Here is a 21,249-nt window from a genome sequence, read left to right on the forward strand (position 1 = left end):
AATGCCTCGAATGGCCGATGTGTCGCGGGTCGGTCGGGAGTTGCGGGGGTGGCGGTACCGTGCGGGGATGGTGGCGCGGGCGAAGGTGGGGTTGGCCTTCGGGTTCTGCATCGGGGGCGGGGTGGCGGTGCAGGGCCGGATCAATGGGGCGTTGGGGGTGCGGTTGCAGGATGGGATCGCGGCTGCCTGTATCAGTTTCGGCCTCGGTCTGGTGGTGTTGCTGATCGCATTCGCGGTCAGTCGGCGGCTGCGGGACGGGTTGGTGCGGGTGCGGCGGGCGGTGGCCAGTGCTGAGCTGCGGCCGGTTCAGTTGTTGGGTGGGCTCTGTGGTGCGTTCTTCGTTGCGTGCCAGGGGCTTACTGTTGCCGCGATCGGCGTCACGGCCTTCACCGTTGCCACGGTAGGCGGCCAACTGCTGAGCAGTCTGGTGGTGGATCGGCTCGGGCTGGCGCCGAACGGCCGCACTCCGGTCACGGTTTCGCGTGTCGGCGGCGCGGCGCTGGCCATGGTCGCGGTGGGTCTCGCCGCGGCCGGACGGTCCGGCGCGCCGGTCGGATCCGCGGCGGTGCCCGAATGGCTGCGCACCGGTCCCACCGCTGTGCTGATCCTCCTGCCCGCGCTGGCCGGAATCGGACTGGCTTGGCAGCAGGCGGTCAACGGTTGCGTAGGCGCGGTCGGCGGCCCGTTCTCCGCCGCCTTGGTGAACTTCGGCATTGGTACCGCGGCGCTGTTCGCGATCGAGGCCGGCATCCTGGTCGGCACGGGCTGGCCGACCGAATTCCCCAGGGAGCCATGGCTTTACCTGGGCGGACTAATCGGCGTCGCCTTCATTGCGTTGGCTGCCATCACCGTCCGCTGGATCGGTGTCCTGCTGCTCGGCCTGACCTCGGTCGCAGGCCAACTCCTCGCCTCGATCGCCTTGGACCTCCTCACCCCAACCCGCGCCGGCCTTTCCCCAACCGCGGCACTCGGCTGCACCCTGACCTTCATCGCCGTCATAATCGCCACCCACTCACGAACCTGACCCACCGACACTTCAGTTCCGACAGGCCCGTCGGCTATTCGGCGCTGGTCTCCCGGCACAATGGCCAGGTTGTCGCACTTGTGGGGTTTGCGGCCTCGTTCGACGACATGTGTCCGGATATGGAGCCCAGCGCGGTGACCGTAGTGGTCGACAACGCCGAGAGCTCTAGCTCGCGGTGCTCGTATTCGTTGGGTTAGCTGCTGCCGAACCAGCCCGGAGGGAAGAACCACCCAAAGTTGCCCCAGCCCTTCCACGGGTTGCCGTGCCATGGGTTGCCAAAGCCATGCCATGGATTGCCGTGCCACGGATTGCCGTGCCATGGCTTGGCAGAGTCGGTCCACTGGTTGTCGTAGCTGTCCCACTCGTTGCCGGAGCCGAAGCTGCCGGAGCCGAAGCTGCCGTTGTCATCGGTCTGTACTACACCGGGTCCAGGCGTCGGTATTGCCATGGCGGGAGCTCCCGCTGCCGTCATCGGAACCACCGTCGCCACCCCGATCAGTGCGAATTCTGCAAGTAGTCGGCGCGTGGTGTTGCCGCGCGCTTTGTTGGTGATCATGGTGCCTTCTTCCGGCGAGTCGTCGCGCGGATCGACCCGTCGATCGTCGAACTCGTTGCTATTCCCCGACGCTCCTGATTCTAGGAGCGCACGGCAGGTCGCAACACACGTCAGCGGCCGGATTGCCTCGAATTTCAGAAACGACCGAGAGCCGGCTGAAGCCCCCGGGGTCAGACGAGTTTGCGCGAGCGCAGCTCATGCCCCTTGGAGGTTTTGCACCGCCCGGATTCCAGATCCCACTGCCACCCGTGCAAATTGCAGGTGAGGGTATTTCCGTCGACCACGCCGAATTTCGACAGATCCGCCTTCAGGTGTGGGCAGCGGCGCTGGACTTCCCAGCCGGCCAATTCGGTTGAGGAGGAATCATCGTGCGCCTCGGCGAACCAACCGTCCGCGTAGGCGATCCGCTCATCGGTGAGGCATTTGAAGAAGGTGTACAGGAATTCGTTGTAGCCGCCGATGCGCCAGGCCTGGAATCGAGTGGACAAAAAGATGGTATTCACCCAGTCCGGCTCATTATCGCGCAGCACGGTACGCACCAGCTCCGGCGCTATCCGGAAGCCGTAACGGTACTTGCCTTCACCCGCGATCGGCTCGCGTACCGCGCGCATGGGGAAGTCCAGCACCACGGTTTCGGCACCGATAACCAGTCCGACCGGGTAGCCGATCCCGTCGCAGATCAGCTCGCTCTGCTTCATGATCGGCTCGAACAGCGCCCGCAGCGGCTCCAGCAACGACTCGTCACCCGTTGCCCACGAAGCCTTCTCGGCCGCCAGCACCGGCGCGAGCCGCTGCGCCATCAGCTCGATGTATTCGGCCTTGTTGTCATAGATCAGGCCCGGCTCGAACGGATGGGTCAGCGACAGTTCCGCACCGCGCACATCGGCGACCGAACCCGGAATCATCAGGATTCCGCCCTCGTTGCCGTGGATTTTCATTTGTTCCAGGAATACGGTCTGATCCGGGAAGATATTGCCTTCGCCGGCGTCGAATCCCCCATCGCTTCCCGCGCCTCGGCGATCGTCATTGAGGTAGCGCAACTCGTCGTCGAGGAATACCGGCGGACCGGCCGACGGCACGACCCAGGTGGCGCCGACCTGCTCGATATAGCTGCGTGCCCGGTCCATTCCGCGCTGACGTTTCTGCTTGCCGAAATTCGACTTGGTCCGTGCCGGAATGTCGTAGACCATCGGATACCAGATCGCGCCCGAGTACTGCACCAGATGGACATCGATCTGTCCGAATGCGTCGTGCAGCACATCCATATCCACCGGACGGGCATCGTTCATATTGAAACAGGTGGTCTCGCCGTCGGAGACGACCAGCCCGGAGTCACCGATCGGACCGTCGGCGGGTGCGCGCATCGCGATGATCATGATGTCGATCTCGCCGTCGGGTCCGCTCACCCGATGTTTGACCGAATCCTCGGTTTCGAAGAACTTGTGGAAGCCGAGCTTCTCCAGTTCGCGCTTCAGATCCGGCACCGGATAGTCCGGCAGCAGCACGGTCGCGTCCTTATTGACGTGCTGCGCCAGATGCGCCGCGTCGAAGTGGTCGCGGTGCAGATGCGAGACGTACAGGAAATCGCAATCGCCTAGCTCGTCCCAGTCCAACTGGGTGTTGTCCGGAAACGGGAACCACGAACCGAAATACGCGGGATTGACCCAGGGATCGCAAAGGATCGATCCGGCCGCGGTGCGGATGTGGAATCCGGCGTGTCCGACGCTGGTGATCTGCACGAGCTGCTCCTCCTGACCGTTACCAGCCACCTAGGGTAGTGGTTAGGGTGAAACGTCGCCGATGCAGTAGCCCTCGGTGCCCTCGGTGAGGGTGAAGGTGCGCGTCTGCGTCACACCCGAGGAGTTCGTGACCGGAACCTGAACTGTGACGTAACCCGCGCGCAGCCACTCCGAGCCGATCTCCTGATCGGCGAATTTGGCGGTTCCGGTCAGTCTGCCCGGGTTGTCGGCCAGTGGCGGAGCTGTCGGACTGCCGGTCCCGTTGGGATCCCAGTTCGCCGAACTCGCCTTGCAGACCAGCGGGTATGTGCCCTCTTTATCCGATGCATCGAGCGGGGTGCCGACCAAGCGAGCCAGATAGCGCCGCACGGTATGCCTGGCATCGGCCTCATCGGGTCCGGCTTCGGCGCCGTCCTGCGCCACCCATGGGCAGACGATCTGGGACGAATTCTTCGTGGCCGCCATGACTTCGTCTCGATCGAAGGTGACCGTCGTTCCCGCGTTCTGCCAGGTGACGGTTTTCTGTGTGGTGGTCGCGGGCCGTGCCAGTGCGTTGAGGATCGCCTTCTGCTCGCTGGCCATATCGGCCACATTGCCCGGAGCCAGCATCCAGCATGTGGATCGCAGTTCGGTGGGTGTCGAGCCCGCCAAGACAGCGCCGAAGCGGGCCGCGACATCCGCCGCGCCGGACAGGCCGGGAACCTCACCGACCGGCACCGTGTATGCCTCCGCCAAGACCTTGGTGGATGTGGTCGGCATCGTCGCGGACGATGTGGTGGTGGTCGGCGCCGACGCTTGCTTCGGCTCATCGCCGGGAATACCGGATACGGAATCACAGCCGGCAAGCAGGATGGCGCCTGTCATCGCCAGACCACCCATGATGGCCACCAGCCCTCTCCGGTCGCGTTCGCGCGGGTCCTTCCAGTCGCGTTCACGCGGTATCGGGCGGGCGCGTTCCACTTCGAGGGTCCTCTTTCGTAGACGTTGAGCGATGGGTCAGAGGCGCGCAGTCGCGGCGGCTCTGCCGGATGAGAAAGTCAGCGACTACGCTAGCGGAATTGTGGAACCCGTCTACCGGACGATAATCGGGCTCGCCCGTACCGTCTTCTTCGTCGAAGGTTTGAAGTTCAGCGTCAAGGGCGATGAACATATTCCGGTGCGCGGTGGTGCCGTCCTCGCGGTGAACCACACCGGCTATATGGACTTCACCTACGCGGGTCTGCCGGTGCGCACTCCCAAGCGGTACATCCGCTTCATGGCCAAAAAGGAGGTGTTCGACAACAACATCTCCGGCCCGATCATGCGGGCGCTCAAGCACATTCCGGTCGATCGGTCCGCGGGGGCCGAGTCGTATCTGGCGGCGGTCGAATACCTCCGCAAGGGTGAGTTGGTCGGCGTCTATCCGGAGGCGACGATCAGCCGCAGCTTCGAGATCAAGGAATTCAAATCCGGTGCCGCGCGCATGGCGATCGAGGCGGACGTGCCGATCATCCCGATCGTCATCTGGGGCGCCCAGCGCGTATGGACCAAGGGCTTCCCGAAGCGTCTGGGCCGCACCAACACTCCGATCTCCATTGCCGTCGGCGCTCCGATCCAGCCCTATGAGCCCGCCGCTGATCTCACCGCACAACTCCGCAGCACCATGCAGGCCATGCTGCTGGATCTGCAGCAGAACTATGTGCACGAACCCGGTGCGTATTGGGTACCGGCACGTTTGGGCGGCACTGCGCCTACCCTCGAAGAGGCCGATGCCATGGATGCCGCCGAAGCCGAGGAGAAGGCGGCGCGCCAAGCGCCCAAGGATTCGTTGTAGGGGAAGCTATGTCGCGGGAACCGGTCTATGACATTCTCACCGGTTTGGTTCGCACGCTGTTCGCGGTGCAGGGTCTGCGCATCGACATCACCGGCCAGGACCGAATCCCGCGCACCGGCGGTGCCGTACTCGCCGTGAATCACACCGCCTATCTGGACTTCATGCAGGTCGGGCTGGTCGGGCGCAATTCGCGGCGCAATGTTCGTTACATGATGAAGGCCGAACTCGAGCACGGCATCGTCGGCTTTCTCATGAAGCACTGCAAGGCAATCGGGGTCGATCGCGAGGCCGGAGCGGCCTCATATCGGCGCGCCGTCGAGGCGTTGCGGGAAGGCGAACTGGTTGTGGTCTATCCGGAAGCGACGATCAGCCGCAGCTTCGAACTCAAGGAATTCAAATCCGGTGCCGCGCGCATGGCGATCGACGCGGACGTGCCGGTCATTCCCATCGTCATCTGGGGCGCGCACCGCATCTGGACCAAAGGTTTCCCGAAACAACTCGGCCGCCATCGGTTTCCGATCAATATCCGCATCGGCGATCCGACCCCGCCCGCCGACTCGACCGACGACCTGACCGCCGAAATCCGTACGCGGATGGGCGAATTGCTCGCGCAGGCGCAAACCGGCTACCCGATGCCCCAAGGCGCGCCATGGGTTCCGGTCCGCCTCGGCGGCAGCGCGCCCACCCTTGCCGAGGCCGCGATTCTCGAGCGGGAGGAGATGGCCCGCCGTCGCGCACAGCGGCGAACTCACTGAGCTGACTTGCACGGGGTTGGCGCCGGTACCTGTCCCTGGAAAAACTTGGCCGGTGGCACACCCATCAGAGCTTTGAAGTCCGCCGCCATGTGGGATTGGTCGTAGTAGCCGTGGATGGCTGCGACGTGGGCCAATGGCACCGCCACATTGCTCGCATCGACGAGTATCCGGCGGACGCGCCCGATCCGGGCGAAATGCTTTGGCGAGATGCCGATTCCGCTGGTGAACAGGTTGCGTAGTTGGCGTTCGCTGACGCCGAGGCCGGTAGCGAGTTCGTGGACCGTTGGTGTCGCGGAAATCGCGGCCACCGCGGCACCGAGCAGTTCGCGGTGCATGCGTCGGGTCGGGTCTTCGGAGATGCGTTGCGGGAGGACCTCTTCCAGGAATGGCAGTACCTCTTCCGTTGGCAGCGTGACGAGTTCGTTCGCCAATTCGGCGGCGACACCGGGGAGGTCGGCGAGGCGGACGACGCGATCGGCGAGGTCGGCGGCGGCGACGCCGAGCAGTTGGCGTGTGGTGCCAGGTGCCAAGCGCAGGCGGGCGCAGCCAGCGGGTTTATCGGATTTGGAGTAGGCGGCGCGAGTCCGCGGGCCGAGCACGAGTGCTTCGGGGCGATCGGCGGCGCGTAACACGATCGTGGTCTCGGCGTACGGCACATGCGTGAACGGCAGGGACGCATCGGCGATAGCGGGAAAGCGTCCCAGCTCGGTGATCCACGGACGCAGCGACTCCGGTGCGGGCACCGCGGATTCGATCAGGTCTACCTGCATGGTCACTCGACCCACTGTAAGCAGCGCACCGCCGGATACCGCGGCCGAAGCCGTGCCGAAATTTCCTATCGAACCGGGTGGCATCGGCGGCACGCTCTCCCCATGATCGTCATCACCGGTGCCACGGGCACCATCGGCAGTGAAATCGTCCGCCAGTTGGCCGCCCGCGATGTGCGGGTCCGCGCGATGACGCGGAATCCGGAGCGGGCGCGGGTGCCCGCCGAGGTCGAGGTGGTCCGGGGCGATTACCACGACCTCGACTCGATCGCCGCCGCGATGACCGGTGCCGACGCGGCCTTCCTCGTCGGTGTCCTCGGCCCCGACGACGCCGAAACCGATCGCGCGCTGGTGCGCACGGCTCGCGACGTGGGCGTCCGCCGGATTGTCAAACTTTCCGCCATCGGCACCGGCGACCCGGAAGTGGGCCGCGTCGGCACCTGGCATATGCCTGGTGAGCAGGCGGTCAGCCAAAGTGGCCTCGAATGGACGATCCTGCGACCGTCGAGCTTCGCCTCCAACACGCTGAGCTGGGCCGATGCCATCCGATCCGGCCAGCCCGTGCCGAATCTCACCGGGACCGGCAGCCAGGGCGTCATCGATCCGCGCGACATCGCCGCGGTTGCCGTCGAGGCGTTGGTGACACCCGACCACTCCGGACGCATCTACACCCTGACCGGCCCCGCACTGCTCACCTGCGCTGATCAGGTCACCACATTGGCGACGGTCCTCGGTTACCAGCTGGACGTGGTCGATGTGCCGGAAGACGTCGCGCGCGAGCACATGATCGCATCCGGCATGTCACCGGGATTCGCCGACGGGGCGCTGGCGGGCCAGGCCTATGTCCGTGCCGGAGGTAACGCCACGCTCACCGACGATGTCCGCCGAGTACTCGGCCGCGCACCACGCAGCTACGCCGAATGGGTCGCCGACCACGCCGCAGCCTTCACCCAGACGCTCGCAGACCAGAGCACGACCTGATGCGCTACGCCCAATATCCGATTTTCATTTGGAGGTGGTGACGGACTACAGTTTTGGACGCACGACGTTGCGGCCCTCCCGGACCACAACGAAGCGCACGCGGATGTAGCGCAGCTGGTAGCGCATCACCTTGCCAAGGTGAGGGTCGCGGGTTCGAATCCCGTCATCCGCTCCACAGAAACACCAGGTCAGTAGCGTGAGCTACCGTGTAGGTCACCACTTGTGTCACCACGTCACCATCTGCGGTCTCAACGGCTTCTCAGGGCAACTACCGGCTCTGGAGGCTTCATGCTCACACCCGCCCGCGACCTCGTATTAACGGGTCGATCGCCTGGCAGGTTCCGTTCCACTACTACGACGAGACCGGGCGTCGACGCTCGACGTCGGAGACTTTCGACGATTTCGAGGCCGCGGTGCGCTGGTGTGAGCTGGCCGAGGTGGTCGGGGTCGTCGAGGCACGCCGGATCCGGGAGATCCAGCTCGGCAGTGCGGTCGGCACCATGACGCTGGTCGAGTGGTTGCGCAAGTACACCGCGCGCCTGACCGGTATCGAGGAACGCACGCGCTGCGGCTACATCCGCTACATCGACGTCGACATCGAACCGTTCTTCGGCTCCTCGCTGCCGATCACGGCGTTCAACCAGGATCTGGACGCGGCCTGGATCGTGCATCTAGAACAGGACAAGGGCAACGGCGCGAAAACCATTCACAACAAACACGGATTCCTCTCCGCCGGTTTGAACGCCACTGTCGCCAAACGACCTTCCCCGTTGATCCCCTACAACCCGTGCCTGGGCATCCGGCTGCCACGGCACGACACGCCGGAGCTGGACATCTTCGACAACGACGAATGGGAGCTCTTCGAGCAGTTGATGCCGCCGCGGTGGCGCCCGCACGCCGAGTTCAACCTGGTCTCGATGGCACGGCCCAGCGAGGTCACCGCCATCCAGATCCGCGACTTCGATAAGCGGAACGGCGATGTGCGGATCAACAAGGCGGGGAAACACGTCGGCGGTGAGATGAAGCTGGGAAAGCCGAAGTCCTCGCGCGGTATTCGCACCGTCACGGTTCCGCTGGAAACCCTCGAACGCTTCGACCTCGACCGCCCCGGTGAGGAACTGCTGGTCCACACCAGCAACGACACCCCGATCAGCGCGGGCTACTTCTACGCCAAAGCGTGGGTGCCCGGCATACGCCGTCTTCGTGCGCTCGCCGACGGCAACCTCGAACCGTTCGGCCCCAACGCGCAATGGAAGAGGGCGGACCCGGACTACCTGCTCGAGCGCTTCGCCGACGCGATCGCCTCGATGCGCCACAAACGCCTCACCCCCTACACGCTGCGCCACACTGGCATCTCCTGGAAGCTCCAGGTCGGCGTCCCCCTGCTCGTCGTGTCCCGCGACGCTGGGCACAAATCGGTCAACACCACCGACGCCCGCTACGGCCACAACGACCGCCGCGCCAGCGCCGCAGCCGCCCAAGTCATCGCCAACAGGCTGCCCCGCGCCCGCGCCGCGATGCTGCGCGCCCCGTCGACATCACCCCGGCCGCCGAATCAACAGGACATCGACGACGGCTTGGTTCTGCCCCGGTGTCGGATCGGGCATCTCCTGGAATTCCACGAGATCCGCTGTGCCGGGGGCATTGATAGTTCGGCAGCATTGACCTTGCGCCAGCGCGCCTGTGCGGCCTCGATCAGCTTGTAGGCCATGGCAATTCCCGCCGCCCGCGAGCCCGGCCCCTTGGTGACCTTGGTCCGCAAGCGCACAGAGGCGAAGGTCGACTCGATGGGGTTTTGTCGTTTTGGTGTGGGTGGGGTGGTTCAGAAGCAACGAGATTTCCGCGTTCACCCTTGCTGCCCAGCCTGTACTGACCGTCGGTGGCTTAGAACCGGAACCGCACGATGCGGGTGGACCGTTTCATGCCCGGTAGCAGGTTCAGGAGGCGGAACATGCGGCGTACGTTCGCGGGTGCCTTGGCCATCAGCACCGGTGAGTCGTTCATCTGTGCCTCGTCGACGTATTCGAGGCGCGGGTGCCAATCGGCAAGCGCGGCCGGATCGTTGAAGCCGCAGTGGAACTGGGTGTCGTATTTGCGCAGGGTGGGGTCCCATTTCGAGGTGCGCCACGCCCAGACCGGCACCGTGTCGAACTGTATTCGGCCGGTGGGGAAGGCGTCGACGACGCTGGTCAGCAGCTGCTGGACGTCGGTCTCGGTCAGGTAGGGCACCAGTCCCTCGGCGATCATCAGCACGGGCCGGCCGCGGGGGATGCGGTCCAGCCAGGTCAGGTCGGTGACGCTGGAGCCGATCAGGGTGTAGTGCTCTCGCGGCGGCAGGAATTGTTGCCGCAGTTCGATGATGGAGGGGTAGTCCAGGTCGTACCAGTCGACGGTGGCGGGCGGGTCGATCCGGTACACGCGGGCGTCGAGGCCGCAGCCCAGATGCAGCACCACCGCGTCGGGGTGATCGGCGAGGAAGCTTCGGGCCCAGTCGTCGTGGGCCTTGGCGCGTACGACGGCGGCGAGGCCCATCTGGCTGGTGCCGAATCTGCGTTTGTCGTAATCGGGGTCGAGGCGGCGCATTGCCTGCTCGGCGTATTTGTCGCCGAGAATTGGGTCCGACAGCCGGTTGTCGAGTGCTTTGGCCCTGAGGACGGGACTGAGGGTCTTCTGCACTCCGACGAGTCCGGTGTCTTTCACGCCAGCGACACTACTCACATTCTCGGCCCCGCCCATCGAGGCCACGCCCGGCCGCCACAGCCCGATGCCGGATCGTTTCGACGGGTGTTCGCGGGTGTGGACGAACCGACGACCGTATTGGGGTCGGCGTGCGCCTGCGGTACTCGGAAATGGAAGTGGTAGTGGTGACAGCGGGCCGATATCCTGTGCATATTGTGGGGAGGCTGACCATGGACGATGCTCTGCAAATACCGCATCTGAGAGCCACCGCAGACTTGGAACTGCGCCCGTGGTCGTTGTCTGCGGCAGACCTCGAGCTTGTTAGGGAAGCCTCTGCCGACGACCTGATTCCTATAACCACGGTGCCGGCGACCTTCTCGCGCGAGGCCGCAACGCGGTTTGTCGAACGCCAGTTGCAACGAGCGACCGATCGAACCGGATACCCGATGGTGATCGTCCGGCGACGGGACAACACACCACTGGGAAGTATCGACCTGTGGTTGAAGGACATCGAAGAAGGCCGCGCATCGCTCGGCTACTGGGTGGTCCGCTCTGCCCGCGGCCATGGCGTCGCCGCGCATGCTCTGGCGGCAATGGCTACCTGGGCGCTGGATGAGCTGCATATCCCACGGCTCCAGCTCTATGTGGAACCTTGGAACCGCGCTTCGATCCGCACTGCGGAGAGAGCCGGTTTCGAATGCGAAGGGCTCCTGAGATCGTGGCAGAGGGTCGGCAATCGACGCCGCGACATGTTCATGTACGCGCGCGTGGCAACGGGAACCCTCGCCGAGGCGGATCGGGTCTGCACCGGTTAGACCTCAATGACAGGTCGCGGGTGATCGTGAACCGATATCACTGCTGGCACAGTGTTCGATAGGCCCCCGCCGGGGTACTCGCCTTGTGGTCGACCTCCACGGCCTCGCTTGTAAAATTGGTTGCGACTACGCGTGATCTGCGTTTGTACGCACAGCCAGTGGATAAATCCGCTCGAAACATCTGATGAATCGCTCACCCTCTCTATGAGAGGACCGTCCGATGGGTTTTGCAGAGATGCGCCGGTTCCGGCGTGATCCGTTGGGTTTCCTCGAGAATCTGCGCCGGACCAGCCCGGTAGAGGTGTTCGGGCTGCCGTGGGGTGGGTGGTGTGTCGGCGATACGGGTCTGGCGCTGAGGGTGTTGAGTGACCGCGCTTTCAATGCGGGGAAGTCCGGGTTCTTCGGTTCTATGCTGCCTTCGCGGTCTGCTCAGGTCGATTTCGGCCGCGCGGTGCGCGCGTTTCTGCGGACGCATACGCCGGAGTATCGCGAGTCCCTGGCGGCGGCGGTGCTCGAAATGCCCTCTGTCACCCGCTGGCCCGCAGCGGGGGTCGAGCTGGTTTATCGGTGCACCGCGGACGTGTTGCTGCACCCCGATGGTTCTCCCGAATTGCGGCAGTTACTGGAGCGAAATGCACGCGTGGGCGCGCTTCGCCCGGCCCGAATGGCGCAGCGGGCGCGGGCGCAGCTGCTGCGCACCAAGCTGTCCACCGCGCTGAACGAGCAGATCCGGGACCGGCGCAGCGCCACCGGCCGCACTGCGGAAGCCGAACCACGGGATCTGCTCGATGCCGTGATCGGTGCCTGTCCCGACGGCGTCGCCGATACAACGGTGGCGCAGCTGTATGTGCTGATGTTCCGGTCCATTGTGGGACCGCTGGGCTACTCGCTCGCGTGGTCGGTGCTGCTGGGCAGTCTCCACTCTCCCGGCTCACCATGGCCTTGGCCCGTCGACTGGGTGGTACGTGAGGCCCTGCGGCACCGGCCGGTCTCCTGGATGGTCAGCCGTCCCGTCCCCTATCCCGCCGAGTTCGGGGGGATCGCCTTCCAGACCGGCGACCTGCTATCCGTCAGCCCCTATCTGCTCCATCACGACAACAAACACTGGACCAGACCAGGGGCATTCCAACCCGACCGCTGGATTCGACCGAGCGAACACGGCCCATTTGTGCCCTTCAGTTCCGGCCCCTTCACCTGCGCCGGCGCCGCGGTCGCCCACGATCTGGTCACCGATGCAGCCACCACCCTCATCGAGAACACCTCTCTGCGCGTCATCGGCGGCGGTGATACCCGCCCGATCGTGACCAATGCCGCGACCCCCAGGCCGTTCACCCTGCGGCGGACCCCACAAAGCCCTGTCCACGCTCGACCGAGCCCCAGGAAGGAGGTGACATCATGATCAAGGCATTGCGGTTCATAATCACCAACAAGCCGACCCGTACCTGGGACCCCGCTCAATACGGATGATTCTGCTATCGGCTGGATGGCTCGACCAACGCCAACCAGCTCTCGGTCATCGGTGGCGCCCCCGGTGACATTCGCGTTTCCACCGGGGTCTTCAGAGCGGATGAAACGTCCACTGTATGACGGGGATTCGGGGACACCATCGTGGTGGGACAAGATCGTCGACTACGCCGAGGGCGAGGTGTGGCCCAACGCCGAAACCGACACCGCGTATCGAGCGGTTTTCAGCTGCTCGCAGCCGGTGAAGGCGTTTGAGGTTCCCGACTTTGACGTGTTCGTCGATGATCACCAACGTGTTTTGGTCGATCTGCAATACCCATTGCGGCAGTGACCGGTTCGCGTCGCTGTCCCGGGTTTCGGGGGTGTGGTGTGTGAGGACGTCGAGGAGTTTGTCGATGGTCTCGACGCGTGCTCCGATCGATTCGCCCAGCACGGATGCGGCTGCGGCGGTGGGAGCGAGTCCGAGGACGGTGCCACCGTTGGTGTGCCATGCGTCGGTGAGCACGCGCATGGCTGTTGTCTTCCCGGAACCGGCGGGTGCGTCGACGGTGCGTATGCGCAGATCTGAGGTGGCGAAGCCCTCGACGACCGCGATCTGACCGACGTTGAGTGGCCTGTCGGGGTTCGCGCTGTTATAGGCATGGACCGCTTGCGTGACGATAGGTTTCGGTAATTGGCGGCCACCGGGCTGCACCGCCAGGTCGATCAACTGCTGTTCGGCGCTCAATACTTGCGCTGAGGTGTAGATCTGGGAGCCTGCGATGGTGTACACGCTGGAGCCGTCGCGACGGGCGAACATCACCGGCACCGCGCCCAGTCGCGGTTGATCGGTGATGTCGGGATCACCGTGAGCGATGGCCGATGTCGGTGACAATGCCTGCGCCACTACCGCTTCAGCGACGCGTTCGCAGTCCTCGAGGCGTATCTGGCCGCGGAGTTGGCGTTCGGTTTCGCTGCGGATGTGGTGGCGTTGCCAGGTCGATCGCTGTGCTGAGATCGTTTCGAGGACGTAGTTGGCGGTGCGTGCGATCCATGCGGCATCGGCCACAAACCTCGGTGAGACTGTTCGCTCCAGCGACGCCTCGACTGAATCCGGCGTCGATCCACCGACGCAGTGGACAGCGGCACCGATCCGGTGTCGGCAAAGGGCACCTGATCGGCGCATGCGCATGACATTCGCATGTAGGCTGTAGATATGGTCGTTGCGATTCAAATCAAGGACGTGCCCGAGGAAGTGCGGGACGCTATCGCCGCACGCGCCGCAGCCCGCGGTCAGTCCACTCAGGTGTACCTACGTGCCCTGCTGGAACGAGAGTTGCGTGCCGAGCGGAACAAGCATCTGCTCGAGAGCTTGACAGGGCATCGCAGCCTCGGTCTGGGCGCTGAGGATGTCGTGGAGGAGATTCGTGGCGGCCGCGAGGACGACGAGTGATCGTCGTCGACGCGAACGTCATGGTTATGGCCTTATCGAGCCCTGCGACTCAGGGCAACACCGCGCGAGCGGCGATGCTCGCCGACGACGACTGGATCGCTCCCGCGCACATGCCATTGGAGGTGCTGCGCACCCTCCGCAAAGCCGTGCTCGGCAATCACCTGACCGCCAACGACGCTGACGCCGCGTTCCGAGCGCTCGCCGCTATGCAGATCGTATACGTAGGAACCGATGTCTCTCTGTTGCATACGGTCTGGGCGATGCGGCACAACGTCTCGGTATACGACGCGGCCTACCTGGCCGTTGCTGTCCTACATGACGCTCCGCTCATAACCTTCGATGCCCGGCTCGCCAAAGCCGCCGAACAGACCAAACCAGACATCCGCGTCACGTTGCTCTGATTCGGGGTGCGCACCAATGGCACAAAGCCCCTCGCGTCCTGCGCGACCGCACTTGTTCCCACCGACGAGCACCTATCTCGACCGGCTTCGATTTCGATATTGAGCAACAAGATTCATCTCGCCCTCCAGCCATTGGCAACGAGTTCGATCGGCGGCCGGTAGTCGCGGGCACTCGAGATGACGCGGCGCAGGCGCCGGTTGAGATGCCGGCAGTCGGTATCGCCGAGACCGCCAGAGCTGTCGATAATGTGCCGGCAGGTGAAGGCTAGGTCATTCATGCAGCCGAGCACTTGCCGGTCCGCTGTCGTAGCGAGGACGAGTTCGTGTTTTCCGGTGTCGGCGAATGTCTCGAGGGGTAGTTGCTCGTCGTGGAGTTCCCGTTCGATGAGACGGGTCGCAAGTGAGCCCGTGGCGCGCAGTTCCGCGGTGGTGACATTCGCCTCGAAGACTGTGAACAAGGTCGCGGAGTGGGTCAGCAGGAGACATTTGCGGCGGTTGAACCACAGCAGATTGGCGTACCAGTCATCGGGATCGGCCTCGGGCGTCGGCTTGGTGAGCCGCTGGGCGCCGATGACAGCCAAGAGTCTCTTCGTACACCGTAGGATCATTTAGGGATGGTCGGGTTTATCGGTCGTAGCGTCTCGCGGTGGTGGGAAGCGTTCATCGCGTAAATTCTCCCATCCCATCCCATCCCATCCCATCCCATCCCATCCCATCCCATCCCATCCCATCGCATCACCGACGCAAACCTCCCGAGCGGTCACAACGGCCTCTCAGGCACCCACCGGCTCTGCAGGCCTCATGCTCATACCTCGCGCGCGACCCGGTAGCAACTGTGGCACAGCGGCCCTCGCTGAGCGCTGGCAGAAACGCACTGCGAGCGTGCTCTTGCTGCTCCTGTTCGCCGCCGCGCTGGTGGGGCTGCTGATCCCCGCCCTAGCTGAGGACGCGGATTATGTGTCGAACAGCTGGATGTGGACGAAGCGGCTCGACGGGTCCCGCTCGTCCACGATGACGATCCGGTTGACCGACTTTCCATCAGGACGTCGGTAGAGGTCCTGGGCCTTCAGGATCGACGGTGAAGTCTCCAGGGAAGGCCCCGCGATGGCGGTCTGGGCCACGCCGAAGACCTTGGTCAGCGGCGCGGAGAATTTCGATGTGGTCAGCAGCAGGGTAAGACCCTGGGGGTCGGTCGATAGCGCGAGCTGGTAGAGCGTGTCGATACCGTGCTCGGATCGGGCGCCGAGCAGGGAGACATTCTCCGGGATGACGATTCCGCCGAATTCGGAAGCCTCCCTGGCGATGTCGGTGTCGTTCGCGGCCTGGGGGGTCGGCTCCGGCCGTCGGTCGCCGTTATGCGTTTCGCTGCTGCAGCCAGTCATGCCGACCGTGACGGCCATGAGGCCGGCGACGCAGGCCAGCGTCACCTGCCGCATTTTCGGCATTGGGTACCTCATCGGGTGGGATCACTTCTCTCGCCGTCGCGGCCGCCGGGCGGTCCTGGTAGGTTCATCCGTCCGTTCGACGGTACTGTTCCCTCGTATCGCCGGGTCCCGCTGGATCCGTCGATGTCGTACTCCCGCGCTAGGCCCGCCGTGTGCAGCGCTCCCATGCGCTTGTCCGAGACCTCGACACCGGCGATCTTGGTGCTCTTGTCACCGTCCCAGTTGTATCGGTCGTGCACATGCACCTTGTACTCAACCGTGATGCTCGGCTCGGCACCCTCGGCCGGTTTGTGCACTGTCACCACACCGGTGACCGACAGCTGGATGCCGCCCATCGCGAAGAACCAGTCTTCACTCAGCGCCTGGGTGATGTAGAACCCGCTCCATTGCGACTGGAATTGCACCGGATTGTCATAGTTCTGGGCGGCCGAAACGTCGGTCGTGATTCGCCGGATCTCCGTCTGGGCCACGGAGTTTGCTTCGGTGTTGGCCTTGGGCACATCCCGCAGCATTGCGTCCGCGTCGATGGTCAGCGGCTTGCCGGTGTTGTCGAGGTAGTGGTTCAAGTGAGCGGAGGCATGTGTCCAGCCCGAGGCATCCGCGGCGACGGACGCCGCGGCGGCTATTTTGGCGAAAGCGACGTCGTCGGCGCGGCTGTAGATGGGTTGTGAACCCCACGCGGCCTGCCCGGAATCGTCCGGCGGTGGAGGGAGTGGTCCAGGAATCGGTGCCATGGTTTTTCTATTCGTCGTTGTCGAAAGGCGGTCGGGTCAGCCAGCGGATCCGATGCTGTGTTCCCACCAGACGTTGTCGCCGTATCCGTACCGGCTGGCGCCCAGGTCCACGGTCACTTTGTCGGGCAGTTCGAATTCGCTCGGGTTGTAGGAAGGGGCGGTTCGGCCTGGTTCGTAGTTCAAGGCGTCGGAGATCGACTTGATGGTGGTCGATATCGCGTCCTGCCGGGTTGCGGCCGATTTCTTCAACGTATCGACGGCCGAGGAGACCTGGGACTTCATGGAATCCTGCATGGGACTGTGGATCAGCTGTGCCCATACGCCCAGGGGGAGGGTTAAATTCTGGAAGTTCATGGACTTGGTGATGATGTCGGCCAGATCCATCGCCTGGTTGTACACGAGGCGTTCCAGGAGCAGCCCGCCATTTTCGACGATCTTGGCCACTGCGTCGAGGTCACTGCTGCGTCCGGCGATCGATTGCCCGAGACCGGTCGCGGTGGTTCCGAAAGCAGTCGAAGCGTCCCCGGACCAGCTGTTCTGCAACCACCTGGTGCCGCTGGAGAGGTTCTCCGAGGTGACGTAATCGTTGATCCCGAGCAGGCCGATCCGTTTACCCACCGATTGCAGTGCCTCCCAGTCGGCCACGAGTGGGGACAGGTAGTCGGCGACGGGTTTGATGCCGATCGCCTGGCTCAGGGGCTCGTCGTAGGGGGTTAGGATCTCGATACCCGCGGTGACCACCTGGCGGACCGTGTACTGGGCCTCGTGCACGTCCTGCAGGGTTGGGAGCTGCAATCCGCTGAATCGTGAAATGCCGTGTGCCGAACTCGTCGCGGGCACGCTCTGCCCGTCGAGGGCGGTCGTCGCTGTCTGGGAGATGGCGTCGGCGTGCTGCTCGTCGGAAGTCTGGTATCGGTTCTGCGCAGTGCCCAGATTCGTGCCGAGCGTGTCGAGGACGCTCAGGTCGCTCTGGTGTGCGCTGGACAGTGTGCTTTGCAGTCTTTGAATCGACGGCGTCAGCGTGGCCAGCTGTCCGGTGGTCCCGGTGGGTAGTGACATCGTCGGCAGCAGTCGACTGGCGTTCGAGGAGAAGTTGGCGCCGAGGTCTTGTAGATCCAGCCCGAAGCCGGCGAGTTTGGATACGTTGACAGCGAAATCAACCATGCTATCCCCCAAAGCAACCTACGCTGGCGCGATCCGCGGAGCTGTCCGGGTGCGCCATCGGAATTTAGCACAGTCTCGGATCATGCTCCGCCACACTCGTGTCTCCCGCGCCGGAGCTCTAGTTGTATGAAGCCTGGACGTTGGTGACGCCAGTGTGGAGGCGGCTGGCCGGTGGCCGGTTTCCGGCGGCAGTGTGGGGTCGATGATAGTTGTAGTGGATGTTCCAGATCTGCAGCGCCTGTTGGCGTTGCAGATCCGAGGTCCATTCACGGGCATAGAGGAATTCCTCGGCCAAGATCCGGTTGTAGCGCTCCTATGTCACCAGAGAGGTGGTAGCTTTGGGTCGCTTAACGTACTGAAGAGTTCTGAAAGGTCTGTTGAGGCCCAACATTTGGGTTAGCTCAGGCGATTGACCAGAGCTTTTGTGAAGCGTCCCAATGGTTCGAATCCCGTCATCCGCTCCACGAAAGCGCCAGGTCAACCGCATTGAGTCGGTCCTGACACGCGTGACTATTCTGGCCCCACCTGTCCCATTGCACGGGATCGGCGCGGGTCGAGCCAACCGGCCACCGCTTTCCAATCGGCAGTGGTCATTCGCGCAGCGGAATATATCTCCGACGCGAGACAGTGCATGTGTAGGCGCCGCCGCCGGTCCATTTCCGATAGCAGCGCTGTACCGCATCGTGAGCAGAATCTATTGGTAGTTGCGTAGTCATCCTTGTGCATTGTTCTTCCCAGTAGCTGTGCGGAGCAGGATCGGGACCGATTGGGCAGCGATGCCGCACGAGATCGACTTGACCTGTCGCGCGTCGGCTGTGCGGTGCTCGTCGAGCTCTCGCGTTGCATGTGCGACACGGCGACCCCGGTGCACGCCGCCCTGACACCTCAGCGGTTAAAGGACTGCTCGAGCTCGTAGTAGCCTCGACCGCTCACACGCGCGGTTCGATGCGGCGCTCTGACTCGAAGCAGACTGTTTTCCGACGTCACACTTGCCCGCATCCGGTCGATTCCTTCCCACCAGTGGTCGTGCAGTGTTCGCCAGTCCTCGGCGGCGGTGCGGGTCCACTTCATTTCCAGCTCCACCGCAGCCAGAGCGGGTTTCTCCCGCTCGACTTCGTTCTCCGCGTGTGCGGCGCGGTCGACCAGTTCGGTCCAGCGATTGAAATCCTGATGTAGTGCTTCTTCGACCTTCTTGTGCATGGCCAGCTCCTTTGGTGACTGTCAGTGATCTTGTTCTCTGAATCTGTGCTTCTAGATCGTGTGCTCGGCTCGCCAGAGTTCGAGTCGCCTGTCGCCTGTGTTCGCGGTGGGCAACGACTCGTTGGCAACCTCGTCACCTCCTGCTTCGCGCAAGTGAAACCAGTGCGGTCCATCGGCAGGTGCGGACACGGCTATCGCGTCCGTGGTGAGGGTGACGGTGATGTGTCCGCGATGCGGACGGCGGTGGTGGGATGAATGTCGACGGTAAGACATTGGGATCGGTTTCTCGAACGGGGAGGATCCGGGTCCGGCAGCGTGATCGGTCAGTACGCGCCGGGGAGTGAGAGCCGCTGAGGCTCGCCGATGCAGCAGTTCTGGTGTGGGGAGGGGAAGCCTGCAGACGGCGCGTCCGTTACGGACCGCTGCTCGCTGATCTCGCGGGCAGCTTGCCGGACGTGCGTCGTTTCAACCGTGCGTCCGGCAGGGTCTACCAGCTTCCGCAATCACATGTTTGATTTCAACTCGGTCACAGTTTACGCACTATCAGTTAACAATGCATAGGGTTCGAGTGGAAGATATTCCAGGAAATCGCAGGTGCGCGAGCATTTCGTCGCAGATGCAGAAATGTTGCCGGCGATATGTGATGAATGTCACATTAGATCTCTATTGACAACCTATTGTTGCGCCGGAGGAGGTGTAACGTCGCCGAATCGGCCGTGGCTGCTGTTCCAGTTGCGTCGGAGCCTGCATCTGCGCCGCAGTGCTCCCGTGCCGTTCCGGCATACCGAGCTGGGTAGGCGGCCGAGGCCAGCCGCAGTACAAGGTCGTCACCAGCGAAGGCGACATCGATTTCGGTCGAGGTACCCGTGCCCCATGATGACCGCGCTCGGCGAGCTATTCACCACCCCGATCGCGGGCGGGTGCCGGGTGGCGGACACGGTCGTCTTGTGGCCGCGAATCGTCCTGGTGCGCACCGGGATCCGCGGGCAGCCTGCCGCGTTCGGCGCTAACCGATCGCCAGCGCGTTCAGGATCGGGTCGTAGGCCCAGTTCAACATGCGCTCGGCGTCCTCCTTTGCGGCGACGCCGCTGTCGGGTGAGCTGTGCAGGACCACACCGATCAGCGGTATTCCTGCCCTGACCGTCTCGAACAACAGGCAGGTTCCCGCAGCGTCGGTGGATCCGGTTTTGATGCCGATAGTGCCGGGATAGTCGTGCAGCAGCCTGTTCGTGGTCCGCCAGAGGTGATCGCGGTTGTCCGGGCCGGCGGGCAGGTGATAGCTCTGCGACACGGCGATGTCGCGGAACACTGGCAGGCTCATCGCACGCAGGCCGAGGGCAACCAAGTCCGCCGGTGTGGAGTAGGTGGAGTAGTCGGTGGGGGCGGGCAGCCCGCTGGGGTCGGTGAAATGTGTTCCCGCCAGGCCCATTTGACGCGCGGTGTCGTTCATTTTGGCGATGAAGCCGTCTTGGCCGGGCCCATAGGCTTCGGCAAGGGTATAGGCGGCGTCACAGCCGGACGGCAGCATCATCGCGTAGAGGAGCTGCCGCGCGGTGAGCACCTCGCCGGGGACCAGGCCTGCGTTGCTTCCGCCGTACGTGGTTCCGTAGGCGATGATTTCTTGCGGCACGGTAATGGTCCGGTCGAGGTCGCCGGCGTTGATCACGACCAGTGCCGTCATCACCTTCGCGATGCTGGCTATCGGGACCGGGGTGTTCGGCTCTCGCGACCACAGCACCGTGCCGGTGATCCCGTCTGCCAGCGCTGCTCCCGAAGCCTGCACTGCGCTCGGCTCGGGAGTCAGCCAGGGCAACTGGATATGGACTTCGCTCGCGGCGGGGGCGGCCACGACGCCCTGACCGGCTACCACGACAAGCGCCCCGACGACAACAGTCTGCAACAATCGGGCAAATGTCCACATAGTGGCATTCTGCCGCGTGATCCAGTCAATCAGTGGGATTTCATCGGTCGAGTTGCCGCGCGACTTGGGTGTCAGCAAGTCATCGGCTAATGAGGAATGCTCTCAGCCCGACGCTTCTCGCGTGCGACCGTTCGCTTAGCAGTTCGAAGTGGACGTTCGACGGCTTGTGATGTGACCGGAAGCGATCATCGGGGCGGTGCTGACCGGTCTCGGCACTACTGGTGATATCAGGTGAATTCGGCGCTGTCGATACACAGTTTCCGGGTCAGCCGCGCAGTGCGGCCAGGCACTCGTCGTATAGGTCCATGGACATCGCCATTGCCGTCGACCTGGTGTTGATCCGGAACGCCTGCTGGGAC

The 21,249-nt window shown here is 63.9% G+C and carries 21 protein-coding genes, 1 tRNA gene and 2 pseudogenes; 10 read left to right on the plus strand and 14 right to left on the minus strand.

The features are described from left to right. Positions 1 to 10 precede the first annotated feature (10 nt). The gene (locus AB0L63_RS09840; protein ID WP_364497289.1) at positions 11 to 1,024 is read left to right on the plus strand and encodes a DMT family transporter; all 1,014 of its coding nucleotides are present in this window, start codon (positions 11 to 13) and stop codon (positions 1,022 to 1,024) included. Positions 1,025 to 1,217: 193 nt separating this feature from the next. Here AB0L63_RS09840 and AB0L63_RS09845 read toward each other — a convergent pair whose 3' ends face one another. The 3 genes from AB0L63_RS09845 to AB0L63_RS09855 form a co-directional block, all read right to left on the minus strand. Next, complete coding sequence (locus AB0L63_RS09845) at positions 1,218 to 1,580, minus strand: hypothetical protein (RefSeq protein ID WP_364497291.1); 363 nt, start codon at positions 1,578 to 1,580, stop codon at positions 1,218 to 1,220. Positions 1,581 to 1,750: 170 nt separating this feature from the next. After that, positions 1,751 to 3,319: a Rieske 2Fe-2S domain-containing protein gene (locus AB0L63_RS09850; protein WP_364497294.1), complete on the minus strand. Its 1,569-nt coding sequence runs from the start codon at positions 3,317 to 3,319 to the stop codon at positions 1,751 to 1,753. Between the two features lie 42 nt (positions 3,320 to 3,361). Continuing rightward, positions 3,362 to 4,279 (minus strand): hypothetical protein, encoded by a 918-nt coding sequence (locus AB0L63_RS09855; protein WP_364497297.1) that lies wholly within the window; start codon positions 4,277 to 4,279, stop codon positions 3,362 to 3,364. Between the two features lie 100 nt (positions 4,280 to 4,379). Between AB0L63_RS09855 and AB0L63_RS09860 the strand changes: the two genes are divergently transcribed. Then, positions 4,380 to 5,132, plus strand: a complete 753-nt coding sequence (locus AB0L63_RS09860; protein WP_364498156.1) for a lysophospholipid acyltransferase family protein — start codon at positions 4,380 to 4,382, stop codon at positions 5,130 to 5,132. An 8-nt stretch (positions 5,133 to 5,140) separates the two neighbouring features. Beyond that, positions 5,141 to 5,887, plus strand: coding sequence for a lysophospholipid acyltransferase family protein (locus AB0L63_RS09865; RefSeq protein WP_364497299.1), 747 nt, complete (start codon positions 5,141 to 5,143; stop codon positions 5,885 to 5,887). Here AB0L63_RS09865 and AB0L63_RS09870 read toward each other — a convergent pair. After that, positions 5,881 to 6,657, minus strand: a complete 777-nt coding sequence (locus AB0L63_RS09870) for a helix-turn-helix domain-containing protein (protein ID WP_364498159.1) — start codon at positions 6,655 to 6,657, stop codon at positions 5,881 to 5,883. The two genes, AB0L63_RS09865 and AB0L63_RS09870, sit on opposite strands and share 7 nt — an antisense overlap. 102 nt (positions 6,658 to 6,759) lie before the next feature. Here AB0L63_RS09870 and AB0L63_RS09875 point away from each other — a divergent pair, with 102 nt between their 5' ends. The 3 genes from AB0L63_RS09875 (at position 6,760) to AB0L63_RS09885 (ending at position 9,341) form a co-directional block, all read left to right on the plus strand. Next, entirely contained in the window at positions 6,760 to 7,635 is an 876-nt protein-coding gene (locus tag AB0L63_RS09875; protein ID WP_364497301.1) for an NAD(P)H-binding protein, read from the plus strand. 99 nt (positions 7,636 to 7,734) lie between these two features. Further along, positions 7,735 to 7,810 (plus strand) — tRNA-Gly (locus tag AB0L63_RS09880). Positions 7,811 to 8,507: 697 nt separating this feature from the next. Further along, entirely contained in the window at positions 8,508 to 9,341 is an 834-nt protein-coding gene (locus tag AB0L63_RS09885) for a tyrosine-type recombinase/integrase (RefSeq protein WP_364498162.1), read from the plus strand. On the opposite strand, the pseudogene AB0L63_RS09890 reads toward AB0L63_RS09885, so the two are convergent. After that, positions 9,293 to 9,446, minus strand: a pseudogene (locus AB0L63_RS09890) (IS256 family transposase); the annotation flags it as partial. The gene AB0L63_RS09885 and the pseudogene AB0L63_RS09890 overlap by 49 nt on opposite strands. Positions 9,447 to 9,519: 73 nt before the next feature. Further along, a complete protein-coding gene (locus AB0L63_RS09895; RefSeq protein WP_364497304.1) occupies positions 9,520 to 10,335 on the minus strand; it encodes a class I SAM-dependent methyltransferase in 816 nt (271 codons plus the stop codon). Between the two features lie 209 nt (positions 10,336 to 10,544). Here AB0L63_RS09895 and AB0L63_RS09900 point away from each other — a divergent pair, with 209 nt between their 5' ends. After that, positions 10,545 to 11,129, plus strand: coding sequence for a GNAT family protein (locus AB0L63_RS09900; RefSeq protein WP_364497307.1), 585 nt, complete (start codon positions 10,545 to 10,547; stop codon positions 11,127 to 11,129). 220 nt (positions 11,130 to 11,349) lie between these two features. Continuing rightward, positions 11,350 to 12,528, plus strand: coding sequence for a cytochrome P450 (locus AB0L63_RS09905; protein ID WP_364497310.1), 1,179 nt, complete (start codon positions 11,350 to 11,352; stop codon positions 12,526 to 12,528). A 159-nt stretch (positions 12,529 to 12,687) separates the two neighbouring features. Here the strand turns inward: AB0L63_RS09905 and AB0L63_RS09910 are convergent, their stop codons facing one another. After that, positions 12,688 to 13,641 (minus strand): AAA family ATPase, encoded by a 954-nt coding sequence (locus AB0L63_RS09910; protein WP_364497312.1) that lies wholly within the window; start codon positions 13,639 to 13,641, stop codon positions 12,688 to 12,690. A 147-nt stretch (positions 13,642 to 13,788) separates the two neighbouring features. Here AB0L63_RS09910 and AB0L63_RS09915 point away from each other — a divergent pair, with 147 nt between their 5' ends. Both AB0L63_RS09915 and AB0L63_RS09920 read left to right on the plus strand, forming a co-directional pair. Beyond that, the gene (locus tag AB0L63_RS09915) at positions 13,789 to 14,025 is read left to right on the plus strand and encodes a hypothetical protein (RefSeq protein ID WP_364497315.1); all 237 of its coding nucleotides are present in this window, start codon (positions 13,789 to 13,791) and stop codon (positions 14,023 to 14,025) included. Beyond that, entirely contained in the window at positions 14,022 to 14,426 is a 405-nt protein-coding gene (locus tag AB0L63_RS09920) for a type II toxin-antitoxin system VapC family toxin (RefSeq protein WP_364497318.1), read from the plus strand. Before AB0L63_RS09915 ends, AB0L63_RS09920 begins: the two co-directional genes overlap by 4 nt. A 113-nt stretch (positions 14,427 to 14,539) precedes the next feature. Here AB0L63_RS09920 and AB0L63_RS09925 read toward each other — a convergent pair whose 3' ends face one another. The 7 genes and pseudogenes from AB0L63_RS09925 to AB0L63_RS09955 form a co-directional block, all read right to left on the minus strand. After that, positions 14,540 to 15,007, minus strand: a complete 468-nt coding sequence (locus AB0L63_RS09925) for a hypothetical protein (protein ID WP_364497320.1) — start codon at positions 15,005 to 15,007, stop codon at positions 14,540 to 14,542. A 372-nt stretch (positions 15,008 to 15,379) separates the two neighbouring features. Further along, complete coding sequence (locus tag AB0L63_RS09930) at positions 15,380 to 15,853, minus strand: hypothetical protein (protein ID WP_364497323.1); 474 nt, start codon at positions 15,851 to 15,853, stop codon at positions 15,380 to 15,382. Positions 15,854 to 15,879: 26 nt separating this feature from the next. Beyond that, entirely contained in the window at positions 15,880 to 16,605 is a 726-nt protein-coding gene (locus tag AB0L63_RS09935; RefSeq protein WP_364497325.1) for a hypothetical protein, read from the minus strand. Positions 16,606 to 16,641: 36 nt separating this feature from the next. Further along, a complete protein-coding gene (locus AB0L63_RS09940) occupies positions 16,642 to 17,769 on the minus strand; it encodes a hypothetical protein (RefSeq protein ID WP_364497328.1) in 1,128 nt (375 codons plus the stop codon). A gap of 118 nt (positions 17,770 to 17,887) precedes the next feature. Then, positions 17,888 to 18,082 (minus strand): annotated as a pseudogene (locus AB0L63_RS09945) (integrase core domain-containing protein); the annotation flags it as partial. Between the two features lie 572 nt (positions 18,083 to 18,654). Beyond that, entirely contained in the window at positions 18,655 to 18,969 is a 315-nt protein-coding gene (locus AB0L63_RS09950) for a hypothetical protein (RefSeq protein WP_364497331.1), read from the minus strand. A gap of 1,006 nt (positions 18,970 to 19,975) precedes the next feature. Next, positions 19,976 to 20,968, minus strand: coding sequence for a serine hydrolase (locus AB0L63_RS09955; RefSeq protein ID WP_364497334.1), 993 nt, complete (start codon positions 20,966 to 20,968; stop codon positions 19,976 to 19,978). Positions 20,969 to 21,249: the final 281 nt, after the last annotated feature.

Source organism: Nocardia sp. NPDC051990 (assembly GCF_040680755.1).
GTDB lineage: Bacteria > Actinomycetota > Actinomycetes > Mycobacteriales > Mycobacteriaceae > Nocardia.

What these genes read in the sequence shown, in the direction of transcription:
- AB0L63_RS09840 (WP_364497289.1), top strand. Translation starts at nt 11, where the DNA reads ATGGCCGATGTGTCGCGGGTCGGTCGGGAGTTGCGGGGGTGGCGGTAC.
- AB0L63_RS09845 (WP_364497291.1), bottom strand. Translation starts at nt 1,580, where the DNA reads ATGATCACCAACAAAGCGCGCGGCAACACCACGCGCCGACTACTTGCA.
- AB0L63_RS09865 (WP_364497299.1), top strand. Translation starts at nt 5,141, where the DNA reads ATGTCGCGGGAACCGGTCTATGACATTCTCACCGGTTTGGTTCGCACG.
- AB0L63_RS09870 (WP_364498159.1), bottom strand. Translation starts at nt 6,657, where the DNA reads ATGCAGGTAGACCTGATCGAATCCGCGGTGCCCGCACCGGAGTCGCTG.
- AB0L63_RS09875 (WP_364497301.1), top strand. Translation starts at nt 6,760, where the DNA reads ATGATCGTCATCACCGGTGCCACGGGCACCATCGGCAGTGAAATCGTC.
- AB0L63_RS09885 (WP_364498162.1), top strand. Translation starts at nt 8,508, where the DNA reads ATGCCGCCGCGGTGGCGCCCGCACGCCGAGTTCAACCTGGTCTCGATG.
- AB0L63_RS09900 (WP_364497307.1), top strand. Translation starts at nt 10,545, where the DNA reads ATGGACGATGCTCTGCAAATACCGCATCTGAGAGCCACCGCAGACTTG.
- AB0L63_RS09905 (WP_364497310.1), top strand. Translation starts at nt 11,350, where the DNA reads ATGGGTTTTGCAGAGATGCGCCGGTTCCGGCGTGATCCGTTGGGTTTC.
- AB0L63_RS09915 (WP_364497315.1), top strand. Translation starts at nt 13,789, where the DNA reads ATGGTCGTTGCGATTCAAATCAAGGACGTGCCCGAGGAAGTGCGGGAC.
- AB0L63_RS09935 (WP_364497325.1), bottom strand. Translation starts at nt 16,605, where the DNA reads ATGGCACCGATTCCTGGACCACTCCCTCCACCGCCGGACGATTCCGGG.
- AB0L63_RS09940 (WP_364497328.1), bottom strand. Translation starts at nt 17,769, where the DNA reads ATGGTTGATTTCGCTGTCAACGTATCCAAACTCGCCGGCTTCGGGCTG.
- AB0L63_RS09950 (WP_364497331.1), bottom strand. Translation starts at nt 18,969, where the DNA reads ATGCACAAGAAGGTCGAAGAAGCACTACATCAGGATTTCAATCGCTGG.